The sequence below is a fragment of the Latilactobacillus sp. VITA-14 genome, assembly GCF_046580785.1.
Lineage (GTDB): Bacteria > Bacillota > Bacilli > Lactobacillales > Lactobacillaceae > Latilactobacillus > Latilactobacillus curvatus.
In genome coordinates this window covers 13806-36107 of record NZ_JBJKTM010000012.1, presented here as the reverse complement: position 1 = coordinate 36107, position 22302 = coordinate 13806, and the positions used below count along the sequence as shown (strand labels likewise).

The following is a 22302-nucleotide window of genomic DNA, read 5'->3' as shown; positions in this document are numbered from 1 at the left end:
AAAGTGAAACGGGTAGTATAAGAGTATAGATATATTGCTTTTCCGTTAGGTGAGGCTCCTATATGAACAAACGCTGCTACTCAGAAACATCGAGAGATGCCAATTGAGTCAACTGAAACTGCCAATGAAGGCTTTTTCTAACGTAGCTGAACATGGTTTCTACGTCATATAGTGCTAAAACTGAACGATTGGGAACGCCATGATAAATGGATGACGCTCAATTGTTGTGCGTCTTTTTTTGTCGGATAAAGCGGTATGACTAAATTTAAAGTAGAGAAAGTCTGGTGAGTAAAATGATGAAAACAGCTGAAGGACCTGTAAGTAGTAGCGATGGTGATCATTCGAGGTGGTCTGTCATTTTACTGCCAGCATTAGGCTAGCGGTTTACGACGACTTCCTCAAAAGGGAAGGAGTGTCGAACGCGATGCACAAGAAATTAAAAAAAGACGTTAACCTCACTGGCATTACAAGCAGTGGGATGTTAATGCGTTTATTGGCAACTCGCCCAAGTGGCTTAACAACTGTCGAAGCTGCTAAAAGAGAAGCAGTATTAGAAAATTCACAAGCACGGGTTAGCGTTATGCGTGATGGTTTTTTACGCTTAATCGGTGCAGATCAAATTGTGCCCGGTGATATTTTGGTATTGGCTGCTAGCGAAAAGACACCCGTTACAATCGCAACAGTTAACAAAGATGTTAACGTTATTGAAGCGGGCGAAGTAGTGACTGAAATGGTGCACGGCGTTGTGCTAGATGCAACGATTGGTGCTAAAGCACAAACACCTAAAGTTAGAGTGGGAAGCACTTTTATGATGGCGGTAGCTGCATTGGTTTCGTTTTGTGCAGTATTAATGGTTAATCAATTTGCTTTCATGGGTTTGGCAACGTTGGTTGTCGGGGCAATCCTGCTAACAATGATTAAGTTAGTCAACCTTGGTCAAATTAAGGTTGCGATTGATTTAAATGATTTGCGGGTAAGTGAACGGTGCGTGCAAGTCAGTCAACAAATTAAACCAGTAGTCAGAGTGTTTCAAGAGCTCTTAGTGCATGCTGGCAACGCTGAGATACCCCAACCGGTCTTGGCATAGAACTACCCCAACTTAAATTTAACGATGAGTCTGCTACGGCGGACTCTTTTTTTGTGCCTATTATTTGCTATTATATAACAGAAAACGGAATTAAATTATAACAGATATAGAACAGACGTGAAAATTAGCTAACTAGTGATTAGATTCACATGTAATAAAAACTAATGAAAGCGTAAACTGACTAATATAGCTTATAAAACGCTTGCATTTAGTGATGTGAAATGCTAAATTAGTCTTGTAAAGATGCTTAAGTAATACAGATATAAGCAGTCATTAAAACAGTTTTTTAAAGAGGAGATATGGATACTATGGTCAATAATAAAGCTGCAGTTAATTTTGAGAAGTTATTGAGCGATGAGAGCCAAGATTTTAAGACCGTTCAAATTTTAGATGAGACTGGCCAGGTTGTTAATCCGGAATTGATGCCGGATCTCAGTGATGACCAATTGGTTGAACTGATGAAACAAATGGTTTGGTCGCGTGTGCTTGATCAACGAGCAACTGCTTTGAACCGTCAAGGCCGGTTAGGATTTTATGCACCAACTGCTGGGCAAGAAGCCAGCCAATTAGCAAGTAACTTTGCGATGACTAAAGACGACTTTTTATTCCCTGGTTACCGGGATGTGCCACAATTAGTGCAACATGGGCTACCTTTATCACAAGCATTCCTATGGTCACGAGGCCATATTGACGGTAACAAGTATCCAGAATCTTTGAAGGCGATGCCACCACAAATCATTATCGGCGCGCAATACATTCAAGCAATGGGTGTTGCGGTTGGGATGAAGAAGCGCCAATCAGAAAATGCTGTTTACGTTTATACCGGTGACGGTGGGACTTCACAGGGGGATTTCTATGAAGGCTTGAACTTTGCGGGTGCTTTTAAAGCACCAACCATTTTCGTTGTTCAAAATAACGGCTTTGCGATTTCGGTCCCACGTGAAAAACAAACAGCTGCTGTAACGTTGGCTCAAAAAGGGGTCGCAGCTGGGATTCCTGCCATTCAAGTCGATGGGATGGATCCACTAGCAGTTTATGAAGTGATGAAAGAAGCGCGTGAATTTACAACTGCTGGCAACGGACCGGTCTTAATTGAAACATTAACCTATCGTTATGGACCACATACATTATCAGGGGATGATCCCACTCGTTATCGGACCAAAGAAACAGACGATATTTGGTTGAAACGTGATCCACTCGTTAGAATGCGTCGTTTCTTAACTGATAAGGGACTTTGGTCACAAGATCAAGAAGACCAATTGATCGAACAAGTTAAAACAGACATTAAAGCAGCCATCAACGAAGCGGATGCTGCGCCAAAACAAAAAGTCACAGATTTCTTGAATGTTACATTTGAAGACCAACCACAAAATATTAAAGAACAAATTGCAGAATACAGTGCAAAGGAGTCGAATTAAGATGGCACAAAAAACGATGATTCAAGCAATTACAAATGCGCTGGATTTAGAACTTGCAGATGATAAGAACGTCTTGATTTTCGGGGAAGATGTTGGGAAGAACGGTGGGGTTTTCCGAGCAACTGAAGGGTTGCAAGCTAAACATGGTGAAGACCGCGTTTTTGATACACCGTTAGCTGAATCTGGGATTGGTGGTTTATCAATCGGTTTAGCACTAGAAGGCTTCCGCCCTGTACCTGAAATTCAATTCTTTGGTTTTGTTTTCGAAACAATGGATTCGATTGCTGGCCAGATGTCACGAACACGTTATCGGATGGGTGGCACACGCAACATGCCAATCACGATTCGTGCACCATTTGGTGGTGGCGTGCATACCCCAGAATTACATTCAGATAACTTTGAAGGAATGATCACGCAAATTCCAGGGATTCGCGTGGTTGTGCCAAGTAATCCATATGATGCCAAAGGCTTATTGATTTCTGCGATTCGTTCAAACGATCCTGTTTTGTATCTTGAACACATGAAATTATACCGGTCGTTCCGCGAAGAAGTACCTGATGAATCTTATACAGTGCCGCTTGATAAAGCAGCTGTGGTTACTGAAGGGACAGATGTTTCAATCATCACTTACGGTGCAATGGTGAGAGAAGCGATTAAAGCGGCCGAAAACCTAGCTAAAGAGAATGTTAAAGCTGAAGTAATTGATTTACGAACAATTGCACCATTAGATGTTGCAACAATTATCGCCTCTGTCGAAAAAACAGGGCGGGTCGTTATTGTTCAAGAAGCACAAAAACAAGCAGGCGTTGGGGCACAAGTTGCTTCTGAAATTTCAGAACGTGCTGTTCTTTCATTGGAAGCTCCAATTGCACGTGTTTCAGCTCCTGATACGCCATTCCCATTTGGACAAGCTGAAGCAACTTGGTTACCAAATGCAACTGATATTGAAAATAAGGTTAAAGAAGTTATTAACTTTTAGTCGATAACGAAAGAAGGGACGTTAGACGTATGGCATATCAATTTAAATTACCGGATATTGGTGAAGGGATTGCAGAAGGCGAAATTCAAAAATGGGCAGTCGCAGAAGGTGACACGATTCAAGAAGATGATGTCTTACTTGAAGTTCAAAATGATAAATCAGTTGAAGAAATCCCATCACCCGTTAGTGGGAAAGTCGTTAAAATTTTAGTCGGTGAAGGTGAAGTGGCAACAGTTGGCCAAGTACTGGTTGAAATTGACGCACCAGGTGTTGAAGGTAACGATACACCAAGTACGGCAACACCAGCTGCTACACCCGAAGCAACACCGACTGCAACCGATGCAGGTGGTGTTTACCAATTTAAGTTACCAGATATTGGTGAAGGGATTGCCGAAGGTGAAATTCAAAAATGGGCGGTCGCAGAAGGCGATACTATTCAAGAAGATGACACTTTATTAGAAGTTCAAAATGATAAATCAGTTGAAGAAATCCCATCACCTGTTAGTGGGAAAGTCGTTAAAATTTTAGTCGGTGAAGGCGAAGTGGCGACTGTCGGTCAAGTATTGGTCGAAATTGATGCTCCAGGCCACAATTCGGCAACGGCAACATCTGCTGAACAAGCACCAGCTACGGCGTCAGAATCAACACCAGCTAAAACAACGGCGCCAAGCAGTCAAGCAGTAGTTGCGATTAGTGACCAAAATCGGACGATTTTAGCTATGCCATCTGTTCGACAATTCGCACGTGAAAACGATGTTGATATCAGTCAAGTGCCAGCCACCGGTAAACATGGTCGGATTACTAAAGAAGACGTGCAAATCTTCATGCAAAATGGCGCTGCAACAACGACAGCACCTGCTGTAGAGACAGCAGAACAACCAACGTCGCCAGCAACACCAGCTGCACAACCAGTTGCTGCGACACCATACACCTCTGCGACACCAGAACGGGAAACACGTGAAAAAATGTCACCAACGCGGAAAGCAATTGCTAAAGCAATGGTGACAAGTAAGCATACGGCACCACACGTTACTTTATTCGATGAAGTGGAAGTTTCTAAATTGATGACCCATCGTAAGAAATTCAAGGATGTAGCGGCTGAGAAGGACATTAAGTTAACCTTCTTACCATACATCGTTAAAGCTTTGGTAACGGTCTTACGTGACTTCCCAACTTTGAACGCGTCAATTGATGATGCAACTAACGAAATTGTTTATAAGCACTACATTAATGTCGGAATTGCAACGGATACTGATCACGGGCTCTATGTCCCAAATATCAAGGATGCCGACAGCAAGAGTATTTTTGCCATCGCTAAAGAAATTGGCGAAAATACGCAAAAAGCATTGGATAACAAATTGAAACCAGCTGAAATGAGTGGTGGTTCAATGACAATCAGTAATATCGGATCAATTGGTGGCGGTTGGTTTACACCGGTTGTTAACTACCCTGAAGTCGCAATCTTAGGGGTTGGCCGAATTGGGACAGAACCAATCGTCAACGCTGATGGTGAGTTGGCTGTTGGCAAAGTCTTGAAATTATCACTATCATTTGATCATCGTTTAATTGATGGTGGAACTGCGCAACGTGCGATGAACGAATTAAAAGAATTATTAGCTGATCCAGAGCTATTATTGATGGAAGGATGATTTTAAAATGGTTGTAGGTGATTTCGCAATTGAATTAGACACAGTAGTCATCGGTTCAGGTCCTGGGGGCTATGTTGCGGCAATTCGCGCGGCCGAAATGGGTCAAAAAGTAACTGTGATTGAACGTGAAACAATTGGCGGTGTTTGTTTAAACGTCGGCTGTATTCCTTCCAAGGCTTTGATTTCAGCTGGTCATCGACTACAAGAGGCGAAAGATTCATCTGTCTTTGGTGTGACGACTACTGGATCAACATTGGATTTTGCGAAAACGCAAGACTGGAAACAACATGAGGTTGTTGAAAAACTAACTGGTGGCATTTCAATGTTGTTCAAAAAACACAAGATTGATGTGTTAGACGGTTCAGCCTTTTTAGTGGACGAACATAGCTTACGCGTGATTAAAGAAGAGAGTGCACAAACGTACAGTTTTAAAAATTTAATCATTGCTACTGGTAGTCGTCCAATTGAAATTAAAGGCTTCAAATTTAATAAACGGGTTATTGATTCAACTGGTGGTTTAAGCTTAACGGAAGTACCAAAAGAATTAGTGGTCATTGGTGGTGGCTATATCGGCTCTGAATTAGCAGGGGCCTATGCCAACTTAGGTGCACATGTGACGATTCTCGAAGGGACAGACTCGATTTTACCTAACTTCGAAAAAGATATGGTGCAATTGGTGACAAAGAACTTCAAGGCTAAAGGGGTCGATGTGATTACTGGCGCAATGGCAAAAGAAGCTGTTGAAACTGATCAAAATGTGACGGTTAAATATGAAGTCGGCGGCAAAGAAGAACAATTTGTTGCCGATTACGTGATGGTGACTGTTGGTCGGCGGCCAAATACCGACGAAATGGGACTCGAACAAGCCGGTATTAAGATGGCTGATCGTGGTTTGATTGAAGTTGATCAACAAGGCCAAACTAACGTTAAGGGCATCTATGCGATTGGCGATATCGTTGCTGGAGCAGCTTTGGCGCATAAAGCAAGTTATGAAGCTAAAGTGGCTGCAGAAGCCATTGCCGGTAAGAAATTAACGGTTGATTACCACGCAATGCCAGCTGTTTGTTATACAGATCCTGAATTGGCAACGACCGGTTTAACGGTTGCAGAAGCCAAGTCAAAAGGAATGAACGCTAAAGGATTTAAGTTCCCATTTGCAGCTAATGGCCGTGCTTTATCATTAGCAGATACAGAAGGTTTCGTGCGGTTAGTGACGAATACGGATGATAACACAGTTCTGGGCGCTCAAGTTGCTGGCGTTGGCGCGAGTGATTTAATTTCTGAATTGACGTTAGCCGTTGAATCAGGCATGAATGCAGAAGACCTTGCTCTAACCATTCATCCACATCCAACGTTAAGTGAAGCGATTATGGGTGATGCCGAATTAGCATTAGGATTGCCAATTCATATTTAATAAATAGTTTAGAATGACGACGCACCAGTTGAGTGCGTCGTTTTTTGATTCCGCTATTTCTAAAAGGATTCGACAGCTTCTAAAAAAATGCGTTATAATATGAGAGATTAATGGCATCAGTTGAATTGAAACTGGCGCAAATTTATGCAAATTTTAGGAGCCTTTATGCAAACGAACTATAGTTATCCTTTAGAACCAGACTGGACGCCAGCTGAAGTTGTCCAAGTCATGAAATTATATAATCTTGTTGAACAAGCTTATGAATTTGGTGCGAAAGTTGCGGATTTACAAGCTGCTTATCGTGACTTCAAAGTGGTTGTTCAAAGTAAGATGCAAGAAAAAAAAATTGATAAGGCCTTTTCAGAAGCGTCAGGCTATTCAATATATCGGTGTATGCAGGCTGCAAAGAGGAGTAGTCGAACCCAAATCAAAATGACGCTTAATTAGTGAAAGTGGATGAAAAAATGGAACAAGAAGCACTGTATCGGTTAAGTCGTTCGCTGCAAAAGTGGATCCTTGAAGCAGCTGCCTATACCCGCACACAAATTAAACAACCATTAACGGTTAGTACTAAGTCTGGACCTAATGATTTAGTGACTAATGTCGATTGTGCTAATCAAGCTTTCTTAGCTGAAAAGATTAAGACGGCTTATCCGAACGCGCAATTAGTGGGGGAAGAAGGTGCCGGTGAGGTGCCTGATGATTGGCAACAGGGACTAACTTTTTTTATTGATCCCATTGATGGCACGATGAATTTCGTGAAGCAACGGGCAAATTTCGCCATTATGATCGGCGTTTATGAAGACGGTCAGCCGCTATTCGGAATTATTTATGATGTGATGGCCGATCAATTGTTCTGGGGCGGTCCGCAGTTGGGGATATTCGAAAACGAAGCTGCCCTCAAAAATGCTGTCGACGAGCCGTTGCAAGAAGGGTTAATCTGTGTCAATACACGGATGGTGGTCACCAATGAAGCACATTTGCAAGAGGTGTTGTATCAATGCTCGGGTGTGCGGATTTACGGTAGCGCCGGCATCACTTTCGCCCATTTGTTGAAGGGGCAAGTGCAAGCTTACATCTCCAAATTAGCGCCATGGGACATTGCTGCAGGTCGGGTTTTAGCTGAGACGTTAGGTTTTCAAGTTTTACAATTTGATGGTCAATCGATTTCCATGATGCGAAAAGAAGGGATGATTATCGCGCCAAAGCAAGCAATACAAGAAATTGTCACGATTATGAATGGTTCAAATGATTAAAGATAATTAAATTTTCATGAAAAAAACTTGCGTATTTTCAAAAAAACGCTAATATATGAAGCACAGCCCATTTTTTTATGGTAAAATAATAGCTTGTATACATGAGACAAACAACACTAGTCAAGTCACTAGCGAGAGGAAGCTGAAACACTTGAAAAAAAGAGAAGACATTCGCAATATCGCAATTATCGCCCACGTTGACCACGGTAAAACAACTTTAGTTAACGAAATGTTAAAACAATCAGATACATTGGATGGTCACGCAGAAATTTCTGACCGTGCAATGGATACAAATGATATCGAAAAAGAACGTGGGATCACAATTCTTTCAAAGAATACTGCTGTTAAATATAACGGCAAACAAATCAACATCTTAGATACACCAGGACATGCCGATTTCGGTGGTGAAGTGGAACGGATCATGAAGATGGTTGATGGTGTGTTATTAGTCGTTGATGCTTTTGAAGGCACAATGCCACAAACACGTTTTGTTTTGAAGAAGGCTTTAGATCAACATTTAACACCAATCGTGGTGATTAACAAAATTGACCGCCCAGGCGCTCGTCCTGAAGAAGTCGTTGATGAAGTGCTTGAATTATTCATCGAACTTGGTGCTGATGAAGATCAACTTGAATTCCCAGTTGTGTACGCAAGTGCCATCAACGGGACATCAAGTCTTGAATCAGATTTAGATACACAAGCCCATACAATGAACCCTATCTTTGACACAATCTTAGATACAATCTCAGCACCAGTTGATAATAGTGACGAACCACTTCAATTCCAAGTGGCAATGTTAGACTATAACGACTATGTTGGCCGTATCGGGATTGGCCGCGTTTCTCGTGGGACAATCAAGATTGGTGATCAAGTTTCTGTTCTTAAACTTGACGGTTCTGCTAAGAACTTCCGCGTAACTAAGATTTTTGGTTTCATCGGTTTAGACCGTGTTGAAATCCAAGAAGCCAAAGCAGGCGATTTAATCGCTGTTTCTGGGATGGAAGATATCTATGTTGGGGAAACTGTTACACCAGTTGACCATCAAGAAGCTTTACCAATCTTACGGATTGATGAACCAACCTTACAAATGACATTTGCTGCTAATGATTCACCATTTGTTGGCCGTGAAGGTGATTTCGTTACTGGGCGTAAGATCGAAGAACGTTTACGTCACCAATTACACACTGACGTTTCACTTCGTGTTGAAGATACCGACAAAGCCGGCGCTTGGATTGTTTCAGGTCGTGGGGAATTGCATCTTTCAATCTTAGTTGAAGAAATGCGTCGTGAAGGTTTCGAATTACAATTGTCACGTCCAGAAGTTATCTATCGCGATATTGATGGCGTTACATGCGAACCTTTCGAAATGGTTCAAATCGACACACCTGACCAATATACAGGCTCAGTAATCGACTCAATGGCCCAACGTAAGGGTGAAATGCAAAACATGGAAAGTGATGCTAATAACCAAACACGGATGACTTTCTTAGCACCTTCACGTGGTTTAATCGGTTATTCAACAGAATTCTTAACGATGACTGGTGGATACGGAATTATGAACCATACCTTCGAAAAATACATGCCAGTGATTAAGAACTGGGAACCAGGCCGTCGTAACGGTGCATTAGTTTCAATCAATGCGGGTTCATCAACAACTTATAGTTTACAATCAGTTGAAGATCGTGGCCAATTATTCATCGGCGCTGGCGTTGATGTTTATGAAGGCATGATTGTTGGTCAAAATAGCCGTGATACAGATATCGCCGTAAACGTTACTAAGGGTAAAAACTTAACGAATACACGTGCTTCTGGTAAAGATCACTCAGCTGCCATCAAGACACCTAAAGAAATGTCACTTGAAGAATCAATTGAATTCTTAAACGATGACGAATACTGTGAAGTAACACCTACTTCTGTTCGTTTACGTAAGAAGATTCTTGACACAAGTATGCGTCAAAAAGCTGATAAGAAACGTAAAAAAGGTTAATCATTAAAAACCATTAGAGGTAGCCGCTTGGCTACCTTTTTTTGTGCATAAATATGGTATAATAACGAACAGAGTATGCTTTTTAATAACGAATAGGTAGGCGTAAATTATGATTGAACAAAAAACAACAGCTTATCTCACTTTAGAAGCGGATGCGCTACGCATTGAGCAACTATTGCGTGCTCAAATTGATGCGCTTTGTATGAGTCAATGTCCAATTATTGAAGAGGTAATTGATACCCAATTATTTGGTTTTTCGCGCGAGGTTGATTTTGCAAAACGGATGCAACTTATTAGTGCGCCACAGGGTGCAACTTTGATGCGTGAGTTAGAAGAACGGGTCAATCAAATTGGCATGCAAGTTGGGCAAGGACAGGCTGAATACGAACGAAATAGAAATTAGGTGTAACTGTGTGGAAAAAGTTTCAAAAAAGTAAAATTCAGTATTTAGACTATTGGTTATTGCTACCATATGTTATCTTATGTGCATTTGGTGCTTTAATGGTCTATTCGGCGAGTTCGGATTTAATGTCAATTCGCGGAATGAAACCAGATGCGTATTTTACCAAGCAATTAGTGTTTATCGCATTAGGCTTTATCTTGATGATGATCACATATTTTCTTAAGTTATCCGTTTTAAAAAATCGCACTTTTCTAAAAGCAATGACGATTGTGGTTTTCTTGGCGCTCATTTATTTATTGCTGTTAAGTCGTTTCAGACCAAGCGCAGCGATTAATGGGGCTACCGCGTGGATTCAATTGGGACCACTGACCATTCAACCGTCAGAATTTGCGAAGTTATTGATTGTTATTTACCTTGCTAATATGCTCTCGCGTAAGGAAAATGAACTGGCCGACGGATTTGTTGATAATTTAAAATTATTCTTTAGTCCGGTTGTATTAGTCGCTGGAATCATCCTACTGGTGTTTATTCAACCTGATTTAGGGGGCGCTAGTATCTTGGCTGCTGTGATGGTAGTCATGTTTTTTGGCACCGGTATGTCATATTGGTATGGTTTTTCGCTGATTACAGCGGTCACAACAACGGTTATGATTTTATTTAGTATTTTACGGCACTTTAACTTTTCAACGAACGTTAATTCTTATAAGTTCAACCGGATTTTATCGTTTTTACATCCATTTGAATTGGAAAATATGGGTGGGAGTCAGTTAGTGAATTCCTACTATGCGATTAATAATGGTGGTTGGTTTGGCTTGGGGCTTGGCAATAGTATCCAAAAGCGCGGTTACTTACCAGAACCGTATACCGATTTTATTTTATCGATTACCACTGAAGAATTAGGTGTGATTGGGACCCTCGTGATTATCGCGTTACTATTTGCGCTACTAGCACGGATTTTTTACCTAGGGATTCATGCGACTAAGATGTATCACACTTTATTATGTTACGGAATTGGCACTATCATTTTCGTGCAAACCCTATTCAATGTTGGTGGGTTGCTAGGAATCTTACCGATTACTGGGGTGACGTTACCGTTCATCAGTTATGGGGGATCAAGTATGATGGTTCTAGCGATTGCACTGGGAATCGTGTTGAACATCAGCGCACAAGAGAAAAAAGCTGCGGCAGCGAATTAGTGAGGTGAAAGCATGATAAAAGGGGCACGCCGATTAATCGTTGCATTGATTGTCTGGTTGGTCATCCTTTATGGTTGGCCGATTATCCAAACACCAGCGGTTAATCAGCCTAAGGTTGCACAAGCCCCGTCGACTGAACGGTCAATAAAACAAACGCCACTGACGAAAACACAAGGGCCGGCGAAACTGATTAATCAACCAGCTGAACAATTAATTGCAACCTATGGGCAACCGGTCGAGCAACAGCTGACTGATGAAAATCAACGACGGTGGTTATTTCACTTAGATAGCCGACAGTATGTCGAAGCGCTGATTGATAACCAATCCAATCAAACACAACAAATCATGGTTGTTGGTGCGGACAACGATGTGGCGCCATTTCATTTTTTTCAAAAGCGGGCTACATTAACTAAGAAGACGGCGTTACCAACTTCGCTCTTAGTGACGTTACACGAGCAACAATTTAAGTTGCGGTTAACGCCGGAGCAACACCAACAAACGCCGTTAGTGATGTTTAAAAACCAGACGTTTGCAACTTTAGTGATGCAGCAAGAACGATTGACAGCTGTGATGTATTTAAATGCGAACCGACTGCTACAAACTGATTTATATCGAGTTGTTTCAAAAACACCAGTCCCAGTGGATGAGCTAGCAAAGTCGCAACAACCGCAAACAGATAGTCAACGACAACTCGCTTTGGTGCAAACGTTGCAGACATTACGCCAAAATAATGACCAACCTGCGCTCACGATAAATCAACTACCATTGCAAAACACACAGAATTTGGTGAGTGAATTAACAAGTACACCAACGCAGTGGTTGACTAAAAAGGGACTGCAAAAGCTGCACCAAGTGCGCAAACAAGCGACACAAGAGACGGACGCCTGTTTAACAGCAACCGACTTTAAACAGGCTCCGTTAAGAGCAGCGGGTTTTCCGCAGCGCGAGCAACTTTTTTATTGGCCACAAGGGCTCAATTCCCAAGGGCTGGTGCTTGCGCAACAACAGAATCTAGCGTTGCAACTTGCGATTAATAATCCAAGCTATCAGCACTTAACGCTTCTGTGTACCGATGAACAAACAATGATGATTTTTGACTAAATGTAAAAGGACTGATTAAATGACATTGGAAATCACACAACGCCAAGGAATTGTCGTCTGGCTCTATTCATTACGACAAGTAAAGCAATTACGCCGTTACGGACTTGTGTATTACACCTCGAAACGAATGAAATATGTTTATCTATACGTAGATATGGCAGATGCCGAAACTGTTATGCAACGGTTAAAAAAATTAAACTACGTCAAACGAGTGACCCCTTCTGAAAGACCAGCTATTGATATGGATTTCAGTAATCGAGTAGGACGCTCAGATCAAGAAATTGCCGATGCGGCAGAATTAGAGGAGTAATAGAGATGCGGATTATTGCAGGAGAATTTGGGGGTCGCAAGTTAAAAGCTGTCCCTGGGATGAAAACACGGCCAACAACGGACAAGGTTAAAGAAGCAATGTTTAGTATGTTGGGGCAATTTTTTGACGGTGGGCAGGCGCTTGATTTATATGCCGGTAGCGGTGGTCTCGCAATTGAATCCGTTTCACGCGGTATGGATCATGCTTATTTAGTTGATCGCCAATATGCAGCGATTCAAACGATTGAAGAAAACGTTGCGGTTACTAAAATGCCAGAATGCTTTACAATCTGGAAGATGCCAGCTGAAAAAGCGTTGGTGAAACTAGCGGATGCTGGTGTTCAATTCGATTTAATTTTATTAGATCCACCCTACAAGGAACAACAGATGTTGCTTCAGTTACAACAATTCGTCGAAATGGGGTTATTAGCACCAGACGCGACGATTCTTTGCGAAACCGATACGACGGTTGATTATCCAACTGACATTCCGCATTACATACTGAAACGGCAACAGAATTATGGGATTACAGAAGTAGCAATCTTTAAATTTATTGGTTAGGAGGCAGCTATATGCCGAAAATTGCATTATTTCCGGGAAGTTTTGACCCGTTTACAAATGGGCATCTCGATACTGTTGAACGGGCAAGTCACTTGTTTGACCAAGTGATTATCACGGTGATGACTAACGCTGCTAAACAACCGTTATTTGACGCAACCACTAAGGTTGAACTGATTGAAGCGGCGACGCAACACTTGGATAACGTTAAGGTAATCGCACAATCGAAGACGTTGACGGCAACCTTTGCTAAAGAAGTCGGTGCGCGATATTTGATTCGTGGTATTCGGAATGCCAATGATTTTGAGTATGAACGTGATATTGCGGCGTTGAATCAGACACAAGATGCTGATTTAGAAACGGTGTTATTATTAGCAAAGCAAGAATTTGCTTTTATCTCATCAAGTATGGTGAAGGAAATTGCAACGTTTGGTGGCCAGGTTGAACAATTGGTACCGCCGGTTGTCGCGTCTGCGCTTGCACAAAAATTAGGACCTGAAAGTGATTAATATGAATAAGAATAAACGTCTATTGAAGCATCTCCTATGGATTGTTGGCTTGATCGTCGTGTTTGCTTTTTGCTTTATCCCAACGCATTATTACGTCGAAGGGGTCGGTTCGGCCGAAAATACCAACCAGTTTGTTAAAGTTAACGGTCAACGAGATCAACATAAGGGCCACTTTATGTTAACAACCGTCGGGATTCAAGGACCAGTGACGGGGTTACAGCTATTACTGTCTAAAACACAACCTTTTACGGAGATTATTAGTCGTGATGAACTAATGGGTGACGATGATACTGAAGCGTATGATCAGATTCAAAAATACTACATGGAAAGCTCGATTAATTTTGCGATTGAGGCGGCTTATCAAAAGGCACATCAGGAATACCACACTCAATATCTGGGTGTCTATGTGATGTCAATTTTAGATAATTCAGCTTTTAAAAAAGATCTGGCTATTGGTGACACAATTACGGCAATTGATCAGCATCAATTTAAGAGTGCAAATAAGTTCGTCAAGTATGTTCAAGGGCTTAAAGTGAATCAAAAAGTCACGATTAGCTATGAACATAATGGCCAGCGTAAGACTGCGACCCGTAAATTGATTAAATTACCTAAATCGCGCTACGCTGGTTTGGGAATTACGCTGACAGATCACTCAAAAATTGTGACAAAAGTGCCGGTTAAGATTGATGCGGGTGAAATTGGTGGTCCTTCTGCTGGCTTGATGTTTACGTTACAGATTTATAACCAATTAACGAAACAAAACTTAACGGGTGGTCGCAAGATTTCCGGAACGGGGACCATGGATCCTGATGGGACAGTGGGACCAATCGGCGGAATTGATAAGAAGGTACTGATTGCGAGTCAAGAAGGCGCCAAAGTCTTTTTCGCACCTGATGATCCTGTGACAAAAGCCATACTAAAGGTAGAACCCCATTATCAAAATAATTATGCGATTGCCAAAGCAGCCGCTAAAAAAATTGGTACTAAGATGAAAATCGTTCCTGTCAAAAACTTGGACGACGCATTGGATTATTTAGCCAAACATTAAAAAATTTGTCGGTTCGAAAGAATCGGCAAATTTTTTTTGCGTTTTGGGGTAATTAGGAATAAGGAGGTGGCGAAAAATGTGGCGCGACTATTGGCAACGGTATCGTCGATTCTGGTGGGTACCTTGTTTGGTGATAATTTTACTTGGTGGTGGTGTGTTTTGGCAGCATAGTCGGCAACAACGTTTTCTATCAACCAATCAACAATTGATGGCGCAATCAACTAAGCGAAAAGTGAAGGCAAAACCCGTCAAACAGAAGAAAAGCGTCTCAAAAGGTGGGTTTGTCGATATTAAAGGCGCTGTGGCACATCCAGGGATTTATCCGATTTGTGTTGCAAAGACGCGTTTATTTGAGGTGCTGAAACAAGCGGGGGATGTGACCGAAGCAGCGGATACGAGTCAGTTGAACTTAGCGCAAACATTGAGTGACCAACTTATTATCTATGTGCCAACTAAGGGAGAAGCGGTGCAAGCCGAAGAATTAGTGAAAGCGGCAGACGAGCCACAGGCTGCGACTGACAATCAAGCGGGAGCCAGTCCGATATCAACTGATGCTAAAATCAACCTAAACCAAGCGGATGCGACACAATTGCAAACGCTAAATGGCATCGGTCCTAAAAAAGCTGAACAAATAATTGCATATCGGGATGAGCAAGGGCAGTTTAAACAAATCGAAGATCTTCAAAAAGTTGGGGGAATTGGGCCGAAAACGTTTGAACAATTACGGCCACAAATTTGTGTTAATTAGTTTGTGAATGGTATTTTTTTGCTATACTAAAACTATTAACTTTAAAGGGGGAATTCGTGTGTCAGAAAAGAGAATGCCGTGGAATCAATATTTTATGCTTCAATCGGTCTTGTTGTCGATGCGTAGCACCTGTCCAAGATTGTTTGTGGGTGCGTTAGTGGTTCGTAATCGGCGAATTATTGCGGGAGGCTACAACGGTTCGGTAGCACATGAAAGTCACTGTATCGATGTTGGCTGTTTATTACGGGACGGGCATTGTTTACGAACAATCCATGCCGAGATGAACGCCTTGACTCAATGCGCTAAGTTTGGTGTGCAGACGGAAGGGGCCGAAATTTATGTCACACATTTTCCATGTCTTCAGTGTACTAAATTAATTATTCAAGCTGGGATCAGTAAAATCCATTATCAAAAGGATTATCATAACGACGAATATGCGTATGAATTGATTGAAAAATCTGGTATTGAATTGGACCAAGTCGATTTAACGGCGAATGACGCCAACACCCTCGTTAACTTTTTGGAGAATGAACAAACTGCTGAGTGATTAAGAATAACTGGGTTTATCCAGTTATTTGTTTAGCAAGTTTAAATGCGTTATTACTAGGACAAGCACCACTTTTTTTTAGCTGTCTTTTGATAGTGTGTCTACTGCGACTGTGGTGCTTACGCCAACCAGCTGTGTTAATGGTCAGTGGACTGGTACTGTGTTTAGGCGGTTGCCGTTTTTGGCTGGCACGGCGCACCTACGAACAGCCGGTTAGACCAAATAATCAAGTATATAAGATTCAACCCGATACGATCAAAGTGGCTGGCGATCAGATTCAATTAATGGCGCAGGGGCAGAATGATGACCAACGTGTTGTTTGCTACTATCGCTGCCAGAGTTCAGCGGAAAAACGCCGTTGGCAAACGACGAATCAGCCGTTATTATTAGCGGGTGATATTGAATTAGAGCGTATCCAAGGTGCTACTAACCGGAATGAGTTCGACTATGCGCGCTTTATGGGGCAGCAAAAGCATTGTTTCTATCAAGCAAATATAATTGACGGAACGGTCTTTAGACGCATTCCACCACAAGGTTGGCTAGATTGGTTCCACCAACGGCGCCAACAGGGGCTGATTTATCTCCGACAATTGCCACCAGCGTTGAGTTTTCATGCAGAGGCGTTGTTATGTGGTGTTCGAGAGTCAGATGGCCTGGCCTACCAGAATGTGTTAGGTCAATTGGGGATTATTCATTTATTGAGTTTATCCGGATTGCATGTATTCTACTTTGTGACAATCATTCGTCGATTGGCAACGCTGTGTCGAGTCCCGCGTGAATGGGTGAATGTTAGCTTGTTTTGTTTGCTACCCCTTTATGCGTTGTTTGTGGGGGGAGGCACGAGTATTACACGCGCTATCGGGCTGATCTTACTACGATTAATCTGCGAAGTAAGTCATTTTCAGCAATCGCGTTTAGATAGTTGGAGTTGGGTATTGCTGGTCAATCTTTTATGGCAGCCGTATTTATTAATCAGTATGGGGGGATTGCTGAGCTATCTGATGGCTTTTGGGTTGATTTATCAGCGGCGCCATGGTACTTTTACAACGGCATTTTGGCTAGGCTTGTTAAGTTTACCGGTGTGCTTGCGGTTTAATTATCGTTGGCATATCTTGACGATTTTGATTAATGGGATTGTCGCGCCGATTTTCTTACCAGTCATGTTGGGTTTGATTATGGTAGCGATTTGCTTATGGCCTGTTAGTCATATGATAGTTTGGTTAGAAGAAGGCCTGCTAACGACGCTGTATAAAGGATTAGCTTGGATTGCAACGTTCCCATATGCGACAATTACTTTCGGTAAAATCCAGCTAATACCACTCTTTTTAATTGTGATAGGCACACTATGGTTGATGGCAAGTACTGGTCGGCGAGCAAAGTGGGGCTGGGGGGCTGTTATCAGCCTGTATGTCATTAGTTTTATTGGTATCCACTTTAATCCGGTTGGCCGCGTGATTATGTTTGATATCGGGCAAGGCGATAGCCTGTTGATTCAACAACCCTTCAATCGACATAACCTGTTAATTGACACCGGCGGCCGACTAGCTTTACCGCAAGAAAAGTGGCAACGGCGGCAAATTGTGAGTCGGGCGGAAAAAGTAACAGTTAATTACCTCTACAGCTGTGGCATTGATCATTTAGAGGCAATCGCATTATCGCATCAGGATGCTGATCATATAGGGGACTTAAATGAAATTATGCAACATATCCGAGTTAAACGGTTGATTTGTGCTGCGGGCTTACCGCAAAACCGGCAGTTTCAACGGCAAGTGCGGCCGCATCTTACAAAAGTTGCAATTGAGCCTTATTTGGCGGACCAACATTTTATGATTGGTCACCAACAAATCAATGTGTTAGCGCCAGTGGTGGCCGGACCAGGCGGGAATGCTGACTCACTCGTTTTGCAAACGCAAATTGGTGGTGCGAGTTGGTTATTTACTGGTGATTTAGAAAAAGCGGGTGAAGTGGCAATCGTTGATCGCTACCCACAATTACGCGTTGATTACCTAAAGGTGGGTCACCATGGCAGTCAAACGGCGAGTGATCCCCAGTCAATTGCGACGTGGCAGGTAAAAGGGGCGTTGATTTCTGCGGGACGCCATAATCGTTATGGTCATCCACATGCCGCAACGTTGCAGACTTTAAAACGTGCGAACGTCCCATTTTGGAATACGGCTGACTGTGGGATGCTGGAATGGCGCTATGGTTTTGGCCAAGTGCCAATGATTAAAACAACACTAAAGGATTGTGACTAAATGAAGACAGAACAACTAAAAACAGCACTGAATCGAGGAACGTTTGCACCGGTATATCTCGTATTAGGACAAGAGTCAGCGCTGATTGAAGAGGTTAGAGCGTTATTTAAAGCAACGCTTTCGACAGAAGAAATGACGATGAACTTTGCGAGTTATGATCTCGCCCAGACGGAGGTGGCGCGGGCATTAGAAGATGCGGAATCGGCCCCCTTTTTCGGTGAGCGACGAATTGTTTTTATGCAGAATCCATTCTTCTTAACAGGTGAAAAAGTTAAAACTAAACTTGATCATGATTTAAAAGGATTCCAAGCTTATTTAGAACAGCCACAACCGACAACGGCACTCGTTATCTTCGCGCCATACGCGAAGTTGGATGAACGCAAGAAGATTGTTAAACAACTGAAGAAGATGGCAACTGTCATTGACGTTCAAAAGATTAATGAGCGCCAGGTCCAGCAGTTAGTGACAGCGCAACTGCAAAGTGAACAAGTCACGATTGAACCAGCGGCAATGACGTTATTGTTAAGCAAGACTAATAGTGATTACAGTCAGATTATGGCTGAGTTACCCAAATTACTGCTTTACGCGCAACAAGGCCGGGTGATTACTGAAACGGCCGTTAGTGCATTAGTGGCAAGTAGTATTGAAGATAATGTTTTTGAATTGGTGCCGTTAGTTTTACAAAAAAAGGTCGGTCCGGTTTTAGAGATGTATCACGATTTATTGCTACAAAAAGAAGAACCGCTGAAAATTAACGCCATCTTGTTGGGCCAATTTCGCTTGTTACTCCAAGTGAAAATTCTTTTTGAAAAAGGGTATAGCCAAGGTAATTTGGCGAGCGTCTTAAAAATTCACCCATACCGCATCAAATTAGCATTGCAACAAATTCGGCACTTTTCTAAGGCGACGCTTGCCCAAGCCTATCTAGGTTTAGAGGGCATTGAAGAAAAAATAAAGACTGGGCAAGGTGAAGCAACCTTATTGTTTGAACTGTTTATGTTACAATTTGCGACAGATGATGTTGCTTAAAGCAAAAAAAGCCCCCACAAACCAAATAGTTGTGGGGGCTTTTTTTGTGGTTAAATTATTTAGCCATCATTTTGTTTAAGCGTGACTTGTCACGGCCAGCTTTGTTGGCATGGATTAAGCCTTTTGTTGAGGCCATATCGATTGCGCGTGTAGCAGCTTTCAATAGGTCTGCAGCTTCTTCGTTGCCTGCTGTTTTAGCAGCTTTGAACTTTTTGATTGCTGAACGCATTGTGCTTAATTGAGAAGCGTTACGTTGGTTAGCTTTTTCAATTGTTTTCACACGTTTCATAGCAGATTTAATTTGTGGCATGTTGTTCACCTCCGATGGGTTTCACTATCTTTATAAAAAAGATTTTTAATTTCAACAGTCGTTATTATACCAAAATAGTGAGAGTGATTGCAATAAAAACTTGTAAAGTATTTCAACTTGACTGCTTAAATAGTTTGAAACTGTGCCTTGCTTTTGACGCTAATATTTAGTAAACTTGAAAAGTGCTTATTGCACAGGCCTACTACTCTGTTTAGCGACGTTCACCCGACGCTTTACGTTGTTCTAGGCTATTATACCAGAAGGGTGGAAATTAGCATGGCTATTTCACAAGAAAAAAAGAACGAAATCATTAACCAATTTGCTCGTCACGAAGGCGACACAGGTTCAGCAGAAGTACAAATCGCTGTATTGACTGCAGAAATCAACTCATTAAACGAACATTTATCTGTTCACAAGAAAGATCACCATTCATATGTTGGTCAAATGAAGAAGATCGGTCACCGTCGTAACTTATTACGTTACCTACGTGAAAGCGATGTTCAACGTTACCGTGAATTAATCAAGAGCCTTGGCTTACGTCGTTAATTCATTTTCAAAAAGCGGGTCCGTTATGCGGACCCGCTTTTTTTGTGCTCAAAAGGCTTTTAGTAATCAAAAGCTGTTAGTTTGTTTAAATTGTGATAAAATATGAGTTAGACTTTAAGGCGGATGAGTTTTAAACGAATGAACGACTAAAACAAACAAAATAGTTTGGGGAATAAATTCCTCAAGTGCTAGAGGTGAAAGAATGAGTAACATTAAGATTATGCCACTTGGCGGTGTTCGTGAAAACGGTAAGAATTTGAACATTGTTGAAGTGGACGACGAAATTTATGTATTAGATTGTGGGTTGAAATATCCAGAAACTGAATTATTGGGGATCGATATCGTTATTCCTGATATGACCTATTTAGAAGAAAATGCAGACCGTGTTGCTGGGATTTTCCTAACACATGGTCATGCTGATGCGATTGGAGCGCTTCCTTATTTCTTAAAGGAACATGATGTACCAGTCTTTGGGTCTGAATTAACGATTGCTTTAGCTAAAATTACGGTTAGCAGCGAACCAAAATTACGTAAGTTCCAAAACTTCCACGTCATCGATGCGAATACAGCAATCGATTTTGAACGCGCAACCGTTTCATTCTTCAAGACAACGCATACAATTCCAGGTTCATTAGGGATTGTCGTTAAGACGGATGAAGGACAAGTCGTTTATACTGGGGACTTTAAGTTTGATCAATCAGCAATGCCAATGTATCAAACGGATTATGCACGCTTAGCTGAAATTGGCAAACAAGGTGTTTTAGCACTTTTGAGTGATTCTGCTAATGCGGAATCACCATTTGCAACGGCTAACGAACGCGATATTGCTGAATCCATCTTAGAAACGTTCAAGTATCAAACGGGTCGGATCATTGTGGCTTCAGTGGCTTCAAATATTATGCGGATTCAACAAGTCATTGATGCGGCTTATAAAACAGGCCGTAAAGTGGTTTTAACGGGTCGTGATTTAGAAAAAATCGTCCGGACAGCAATGAAATTATCGATGATTATTTTGCCAGATGACGATATCTTGGTCCAACCTAAAGATTTAAGCACACTTGCACCAGAACAAACAGTGATCTTAGAAACAGGTCGGATGGGCGAACCAATCAAGGCGCTTCAAAAGATGGCAACTAGTCATCATCGTTTAATTCACATCGAAGAAGGCGACTTGGTTTATTTAACGACATCTCCTTCACACGCGATGGAAACGATTTTAGCGAAGACCAAAGATATGATTTATCGTGCGGGTGGCGAAGTTAAGGCGGTTGGCGATGATTTACATGCTTCAGGCCATGCCAATAAGAATGACTTGCAATTAATGTTGAATTTAATGCAACCAAAATTCTTAATGCCTGTTCAAGGCGAATACCGGCAACTAGCAGCACACGCTGATATTGCTCATGAAACAGGAATGGATTACAAAGATATTTTCATCGTTGGTAAAGGCGATATTGTCGCTTACGAAAAAGGGAAGATGCATGTTGGCGGACAAGTTGACGCAACTGACGTCATGATTGACGGTAGCGGTGTCGGCGATATCGGGAATATCGTTTTACGCGATCGGAAATTATTATCAGAAGACGGGATTTTTATCGCTGTTGTTACGATTGACCGCAAGAATAAGAAGATTATCGCGGAACCGAAAGTCACCGCACGTGGTTTTGTTTACGTGAAGACCAGCAAAGATTTAATGGCTGAGAGTGCCGAAATTATCAAAAATGCGGTGCAAAATAATCTGGACAACAAAGAATTTGACTGGAGTCATTTGAAACAAGATGTCCGGGAAAACTTAAGTCATTACTTGTATGAACAAACGAAACGTCGGCCAGTGATTCTACCAGTGATTATGGAAATTAATCAAAATCATCGTCGTCAAAGAAAAGATAATAAACCAAAGGCTGAAAAAGCCGCTGAATAACATTTAGAAACAATAGCGTCTGGATCAGGTCG

At 41.9% G+C, this 22302-nt stretch carries 22 protein-coding genes and 1 riboswitch; of the genes, 21 read left to right on the top strand and 1 reads right to left on the bottom strand.

The features are described from left to right. Window positions 1-34: 34 nt before the first annotated feature. Window positions 35-200, top strand: a riboswitch (M-box (ykoK) riboswitch). Window positions 201-424: 224 nt separating this feature from the next. The 19 genes from ACF1X7_RS06405 (at window position 425) to holA (ending at window position 19493) form a co-directional block, all read left to right on the top strand. Beyond that, the gene (locus tag ACF1X7_RS06405) at window positions 425-1087 is read left to right on the top strand and encodes a hypothetical protein (RefSeq protein WP_411162563.1); all 663 of its coding nucleotides are present in this window, start codon (window positions 425-427) and stop codon (window positions 1085-1087) included. 308 nt (window positions 1088-1395) lie between these two features. Beyond that, on the top strand, window positions 1396-2505 hold the full coding sequence (gene pdhA / locus ACF1X7_RS06400; protein WP_411162562.1) for a pyruvate dehydrogenase (acetyl-transferring) E1 component subunit alpha: 1110 nt from the start codon (window positions 1396-1398) through the stop codon (window positions 2503-2505). Between the two features lies 1 nt (window position 2506). Continuing rightward, the gene (locus ACF1X7_RS06395) at window positions 2507-3484 is read left to right on the top strand and encodes an alpha-ketoacid dehydrogenase subunit beta (RefSeq protein ID WP_411162561.1); all 978 of its coding nucleotides are present in this window, start codon (window positions 2507-2509) and stop codon (window positions 3482-3484) included. Window positions 3485-3513: 29 nt separating this feature from the next. Next, window positions 3514-5133, top strand: coding sequence for a dihydrolipoyllysine-residue acetyltransferase (locus ACF1X7_RS06390; protein WP_411162560.1), 1620 nt, complete (start codon window positions 3514-3516; stop codon window positions 5131-5133). A gap of 7 nt (window positions 5134-5140) precedes the next feature. Continuing rightward, window positions 5141-6547, top strand: coding sequence for a dihydrolipoyl dehydrogenase (gene lpdA, locus ACF1X7_RS06385; protein WP_411162559.1), 1407 nt, complete (start codon window positions 5141-5143; stop codon window positions 6545-6547). 144 nt (window positions 6548-6691) lie between these two features. After that, window positions 6692-6994 (top strand): UPF0223 family protein, encoded by a 303-nt coding sequence (locus ACF1X7_RS06380; RefSeq protein WP_235601711.1) that lies wholly within the window; start codon window positions 6692-6694, stop codon window positions 6992-6994. Between the two features lie 17 nt (window positions 6995-7011). Then, window positions 7012-7803, top strand: coding sequence for an inositol monophosphatase family protein (locus ACF1X7_RS06375; RefSeq protein WP_039099196.1), 792 nt, complete (start codon window positions 7012-7014; stop codon window positions 7801-7803). Between the two features lie 151 nt (window positions 7804-7954). After that, complete coding sequence (gene typA, locus ACF1X7_RS06370) at window positions 7955-9790, top strand: translational GTPase TypA (RefSeq protein ID WP_411162558.1); 1836 nt, start codon at window positions 7955-7957, stop codon at window positions 9788-9790. A gap of 109 nt (window positions 9791-9899) precedes the next feature. Continuing rightward, complete coding sequence (locus tag ACF1X7_RS06365; RefSeq protein WP_004270743.1) at window positions 9900-10193, top strand: DUF1507 family protein; 294 nt, start codon at window positions 9900-9902, stop codon at window positions 10191-10193. A gap of 8 nt (window positions 10194-10201) precedes the next feature. Further along, complete coding sequence (locus ACF1X7_RS06360; protein ID WP_004270744.1) at window positions 10202-11389, top strand: FtsW/RodA/SpoVE family cell cycle protein; 1188 nt, start codon at window positions 10202-10204, stop codon at window positions 11387-11389. Between the two features lie 12 nt (window positions 11390-11401). Then, entirely contained in the window at window positions 11402-12490 is a 1089-nt protein-coding gene (locus ACF1X7_RS06355) for a CAP-associated domain-containing protein (RefSeq protein ID WP_411162557.1), read from the top strand. Between the two features lie 19 nt (window positions 12491-12509). After that, window positions 12510-12800 (top strand): YlbG family protein, encoded by a 291-nt coding sequence (locus tag ACF1X7_RS06350; protein WP_064777099.1) that lies wholly within the window; start codon window positions 12510-12512, stop codon window positions 12798-12800. A 5-nt stretch (window positions 12801-12805) separates the two neighbouring features. Next, window positions 12806-13360, top strand: coding sequence for a 16S rRNA (guanine(966)-N(2))-methyltransferase RsmD (gene rsmD / locus ACF1X7_RS06345; protein WP_039099193.1), 555 nt, complete (start codon window positions 12806-12808; stop codon window positions 13358-13360). A gap of 11 nt (window positions 13361-13371) precedes the next feature. Then, window positions 13372-13866, top strand: coding sequence for a pantetheine-phosphate adenylyltransferase (coaD, locus tag ACF1X7_RS06340; RefSeq protein WP_039099191.1), 495 nt, complete (start codon window positions 13372-13374; stop codon window positions 13864-13866). 1 nt (window position 13867) lies between these two features. Beyond that, on the top strand, window positions 13868-14914 hold the full coding sequence (locus tag ACF1X7_RS06335) for a SepM family pheromone-processing serine protease (protein WP_080563410.1): 1047 nt from the start codon (window positions 13868-13870) through the stop codon (window positions 14912-14914). Between the two features lie 76 nt (window positions 14915-14990). Next, entirely contained in the window at window positions 14991-15662 is a 672-nt protein-coding gene (locus tag ACF1X7_RS06330; protein WP_004270751.1) for a helix-hairpin-helix domain-containing protein, read from the top strand. A 58-nt stretch (window positions 15663-15720) separates the two neighbouring features. Further along, window positions 15721-16209, top strand: a complete 489-nt coding sequence (locus ACF1X7_RS06325) for a ComE operon protein 2 (protein ID WP_004270740.1) — start codon at window positions 15721-15723, stop codon at window positions 16207-16209. A 140-nt stretch (window positions 16210-16349) separates the two neighbouring features. Further along, window positions 16350-18464: a DNA internalization-related competence protein ComEC/Rec2 gene (locus tag ACF1X7_RS06320; protein ID WP_231118784.1), complete on the top strand. Its 2115-nt coding sequence runs from the start codon at window positions 16350-16352 to the stop codon at window positions 18462-18464. After that, window positions 18465-19493: a DNA polymerase III subunit delta gene (holA, locus tag ACF1X7_RS06315; protein ID WP_064777102.1), complete on the top strand. Its 1029-nt coding sequence runs from the start codon at window positions 18465-18467 to the stop codon at window positions 19491-19493. 55 nt (window positions 19494-19548) lie between these two features. Here holA and rpsT read toward each other — a convergent pair whose 3' ends face one another. After that, a complete protein-coding gene (gene rpsT, locus ACF1X7_RS06310; protein ID WP_004271117.1) occupies window positions 19549-19803 on the bottom strand; it encodes a 30S ribosomal protein S20 in 255 nt (84 codons plus the stop codon). A gap of 276 nt (window positions 19804-20079) precedes the next feature. Between rpsT and rpsO the strand changes: the two genes are divergently transcribed. Together rpsO and ACF1X7_RS06300 are read left to right on the top strand one after the other, a co-directional pair. Next, on the top strand, window positions 20080-20349 hold the full coding sequence (rpsO, locus tag ACF1X7_RS06305) for a 30S ribosomal protein S15 (protein WP_004271112.1): 270 nt from the start codon (window positions 20080-20082) through the stop codon (window positions 20347-20349). 202 nt (window positions 20350-20551) lie between these two features. Continuing rightward, on the top strand, window positions 20552-22270 hold the full coding sequence (locus ACF1X7_RS06300; RefSeq protein WP_056966011.1) for a ribonuclease J: 1719 nt from the start codon (window positions 20552-20554) through the stop codon (window positions 22268-22270). Window positions 22271-22302 lie beyond the last annotated feature (32 nt).

What these genes read in the sequence shown, in the direction of transcription:
- ACF1X7_RS06300 (WP_056966011.1), top strand. Translation starts at nt 20,552, where the DNA reads ATGAGTAACATTAAGATTATGCCACTTGGCGGTGTTCGTGAAAACGGT.
- coaD (WP_039099191.1), top strand. Translation starts at nt 13,372, where the DNA reads ATGCCGAAAATTGCATTATTTCCGGGAAGTTTTGACCCGTTTACAAAT.
- rpsT (WP_004271117.1), bottom strand. Translation starts at nt 19,803, where the DNA reads ATGCCACAAATTAAATCTGCTATGAAACGTGTGAAAACAATTGAAAAA.
- ACF1X7_RS06320 (WP_231118784.1), top strand. Translation starts at nt 16,350, where the DNA reads ATGGTCAGTGGACTGGTACTGTGTTTAGGCGGTTGCCGTTTTTGGCTG.
- ACF1X7_RS06390 (WP_411162560.1), top strand. Translation starts at nt 3,514, where the DNA reads ATGGCATATCAATTTAAATTACCGGATATTGGTGAAGGGATTGCAGAA.
- ACF1X7_RS06395 (WP_411162561.1), top strand. Translation starts at nt 2,507, where the DNA reads ATGGCACAAAAAACGATGATTCAAGCAATTACAAATGCGCTGGATTTA.
- ACF1X7_RS06405 (WP_411162563.1), top strand. Translation starts at nt 425, where the DNA reads ATGCACAAGAAATTAAAAAAAGACGTTAACCTCACTGGCATTACAAGC.
- rsmD (WP_039099193.1), top strand. Translation starts at nt 12,806, where the DNA reads ATGCGGATTATTGCAGGAGAATTTGGGGGTCGCAAGTTAAAAGCTGTC.
- ACF1X7_RS06335 (WP_080563410.1), top strand. Translation starts at nt 13,868, where the DNA reads ATGAATAAGAATAAACGTCTATTGAAGCATCTCCTATGGATTGTTGGC.
- lpdA (WP_411162559.1), top strand. Translation starts at nt 5,141, where the DNA reads ATGGTTGTAGGTGATTTCGCAATTGAATTAGACACAGTAGTCATCGGT.
- rpsO (WP_004271112.1), top strand. Translation starts at nt 20,080, where the DNA reads ATGGCTATTTCACAAGAAAAAAAGAACGAAATCATTAACCAATTTGCT.
- ACF1X7_RS06350 (WP_064777099.1), top strand. Translation starts at nt 12,510, where the DNA reads ATGACATTGGAAATCACACAACGCCAAGGAATTGTCGTCTGGCTCTAT.
- ACF1X7_RS06365 (WP_004270743.1), top strand. Translation starts at nt 9,900, where the DNA reads ATGATTGAACAAAAAACAACAGCTTATCTCACTTTAGAAGCGGATGCG.
- holA (WP_064777102.1), top strand. Translation starts at nt 18,465, where the DNA reads ATGAAGACAGAACAACTAAAAACAGCACTGAATCGAGGAACGTTTGCA.
- ACF1X7_RS06330 (WP_004270751.1), top strand. Translation starts at nt 14,991, where the DNA reads ATGTGGCGCGACTATTGGCAACGGTATCGTCGATTCTGGTGGGTACCT.
- ACF1X7_RS06355 (WP_411162557.1), top strand. Translation starts at nt 11,402, where the DNA reads ATGATAAAAGGGGCACGCCGATTAATCGTTGCATTGATTGTCTGGTTG.
- ACF1X7_RS06375 (WP_039099196.1), top strand. Translation starts at nt 7,012, where the DNA reads ATGGAACAAGAAGCACTGTATCGGTTAAGTCGTTCGCTGCAAAAGTGG.
- ACF1X7_RS06380 (WP_235601711.1), top strand. Translation starts at nt 6,692, where the DNA reads ATGCAAATTTTAGGAGCCTTTATGCAAACGAACTATAGTTATCCTTTA.
- pdhA (WP_411162562.1), top strand. Translation starts at nt 1,396, where the DNA reads ATGGTCAATAATAAAGCTGCAGTTAATTTTGAGAAGTTATTGAGCGAT.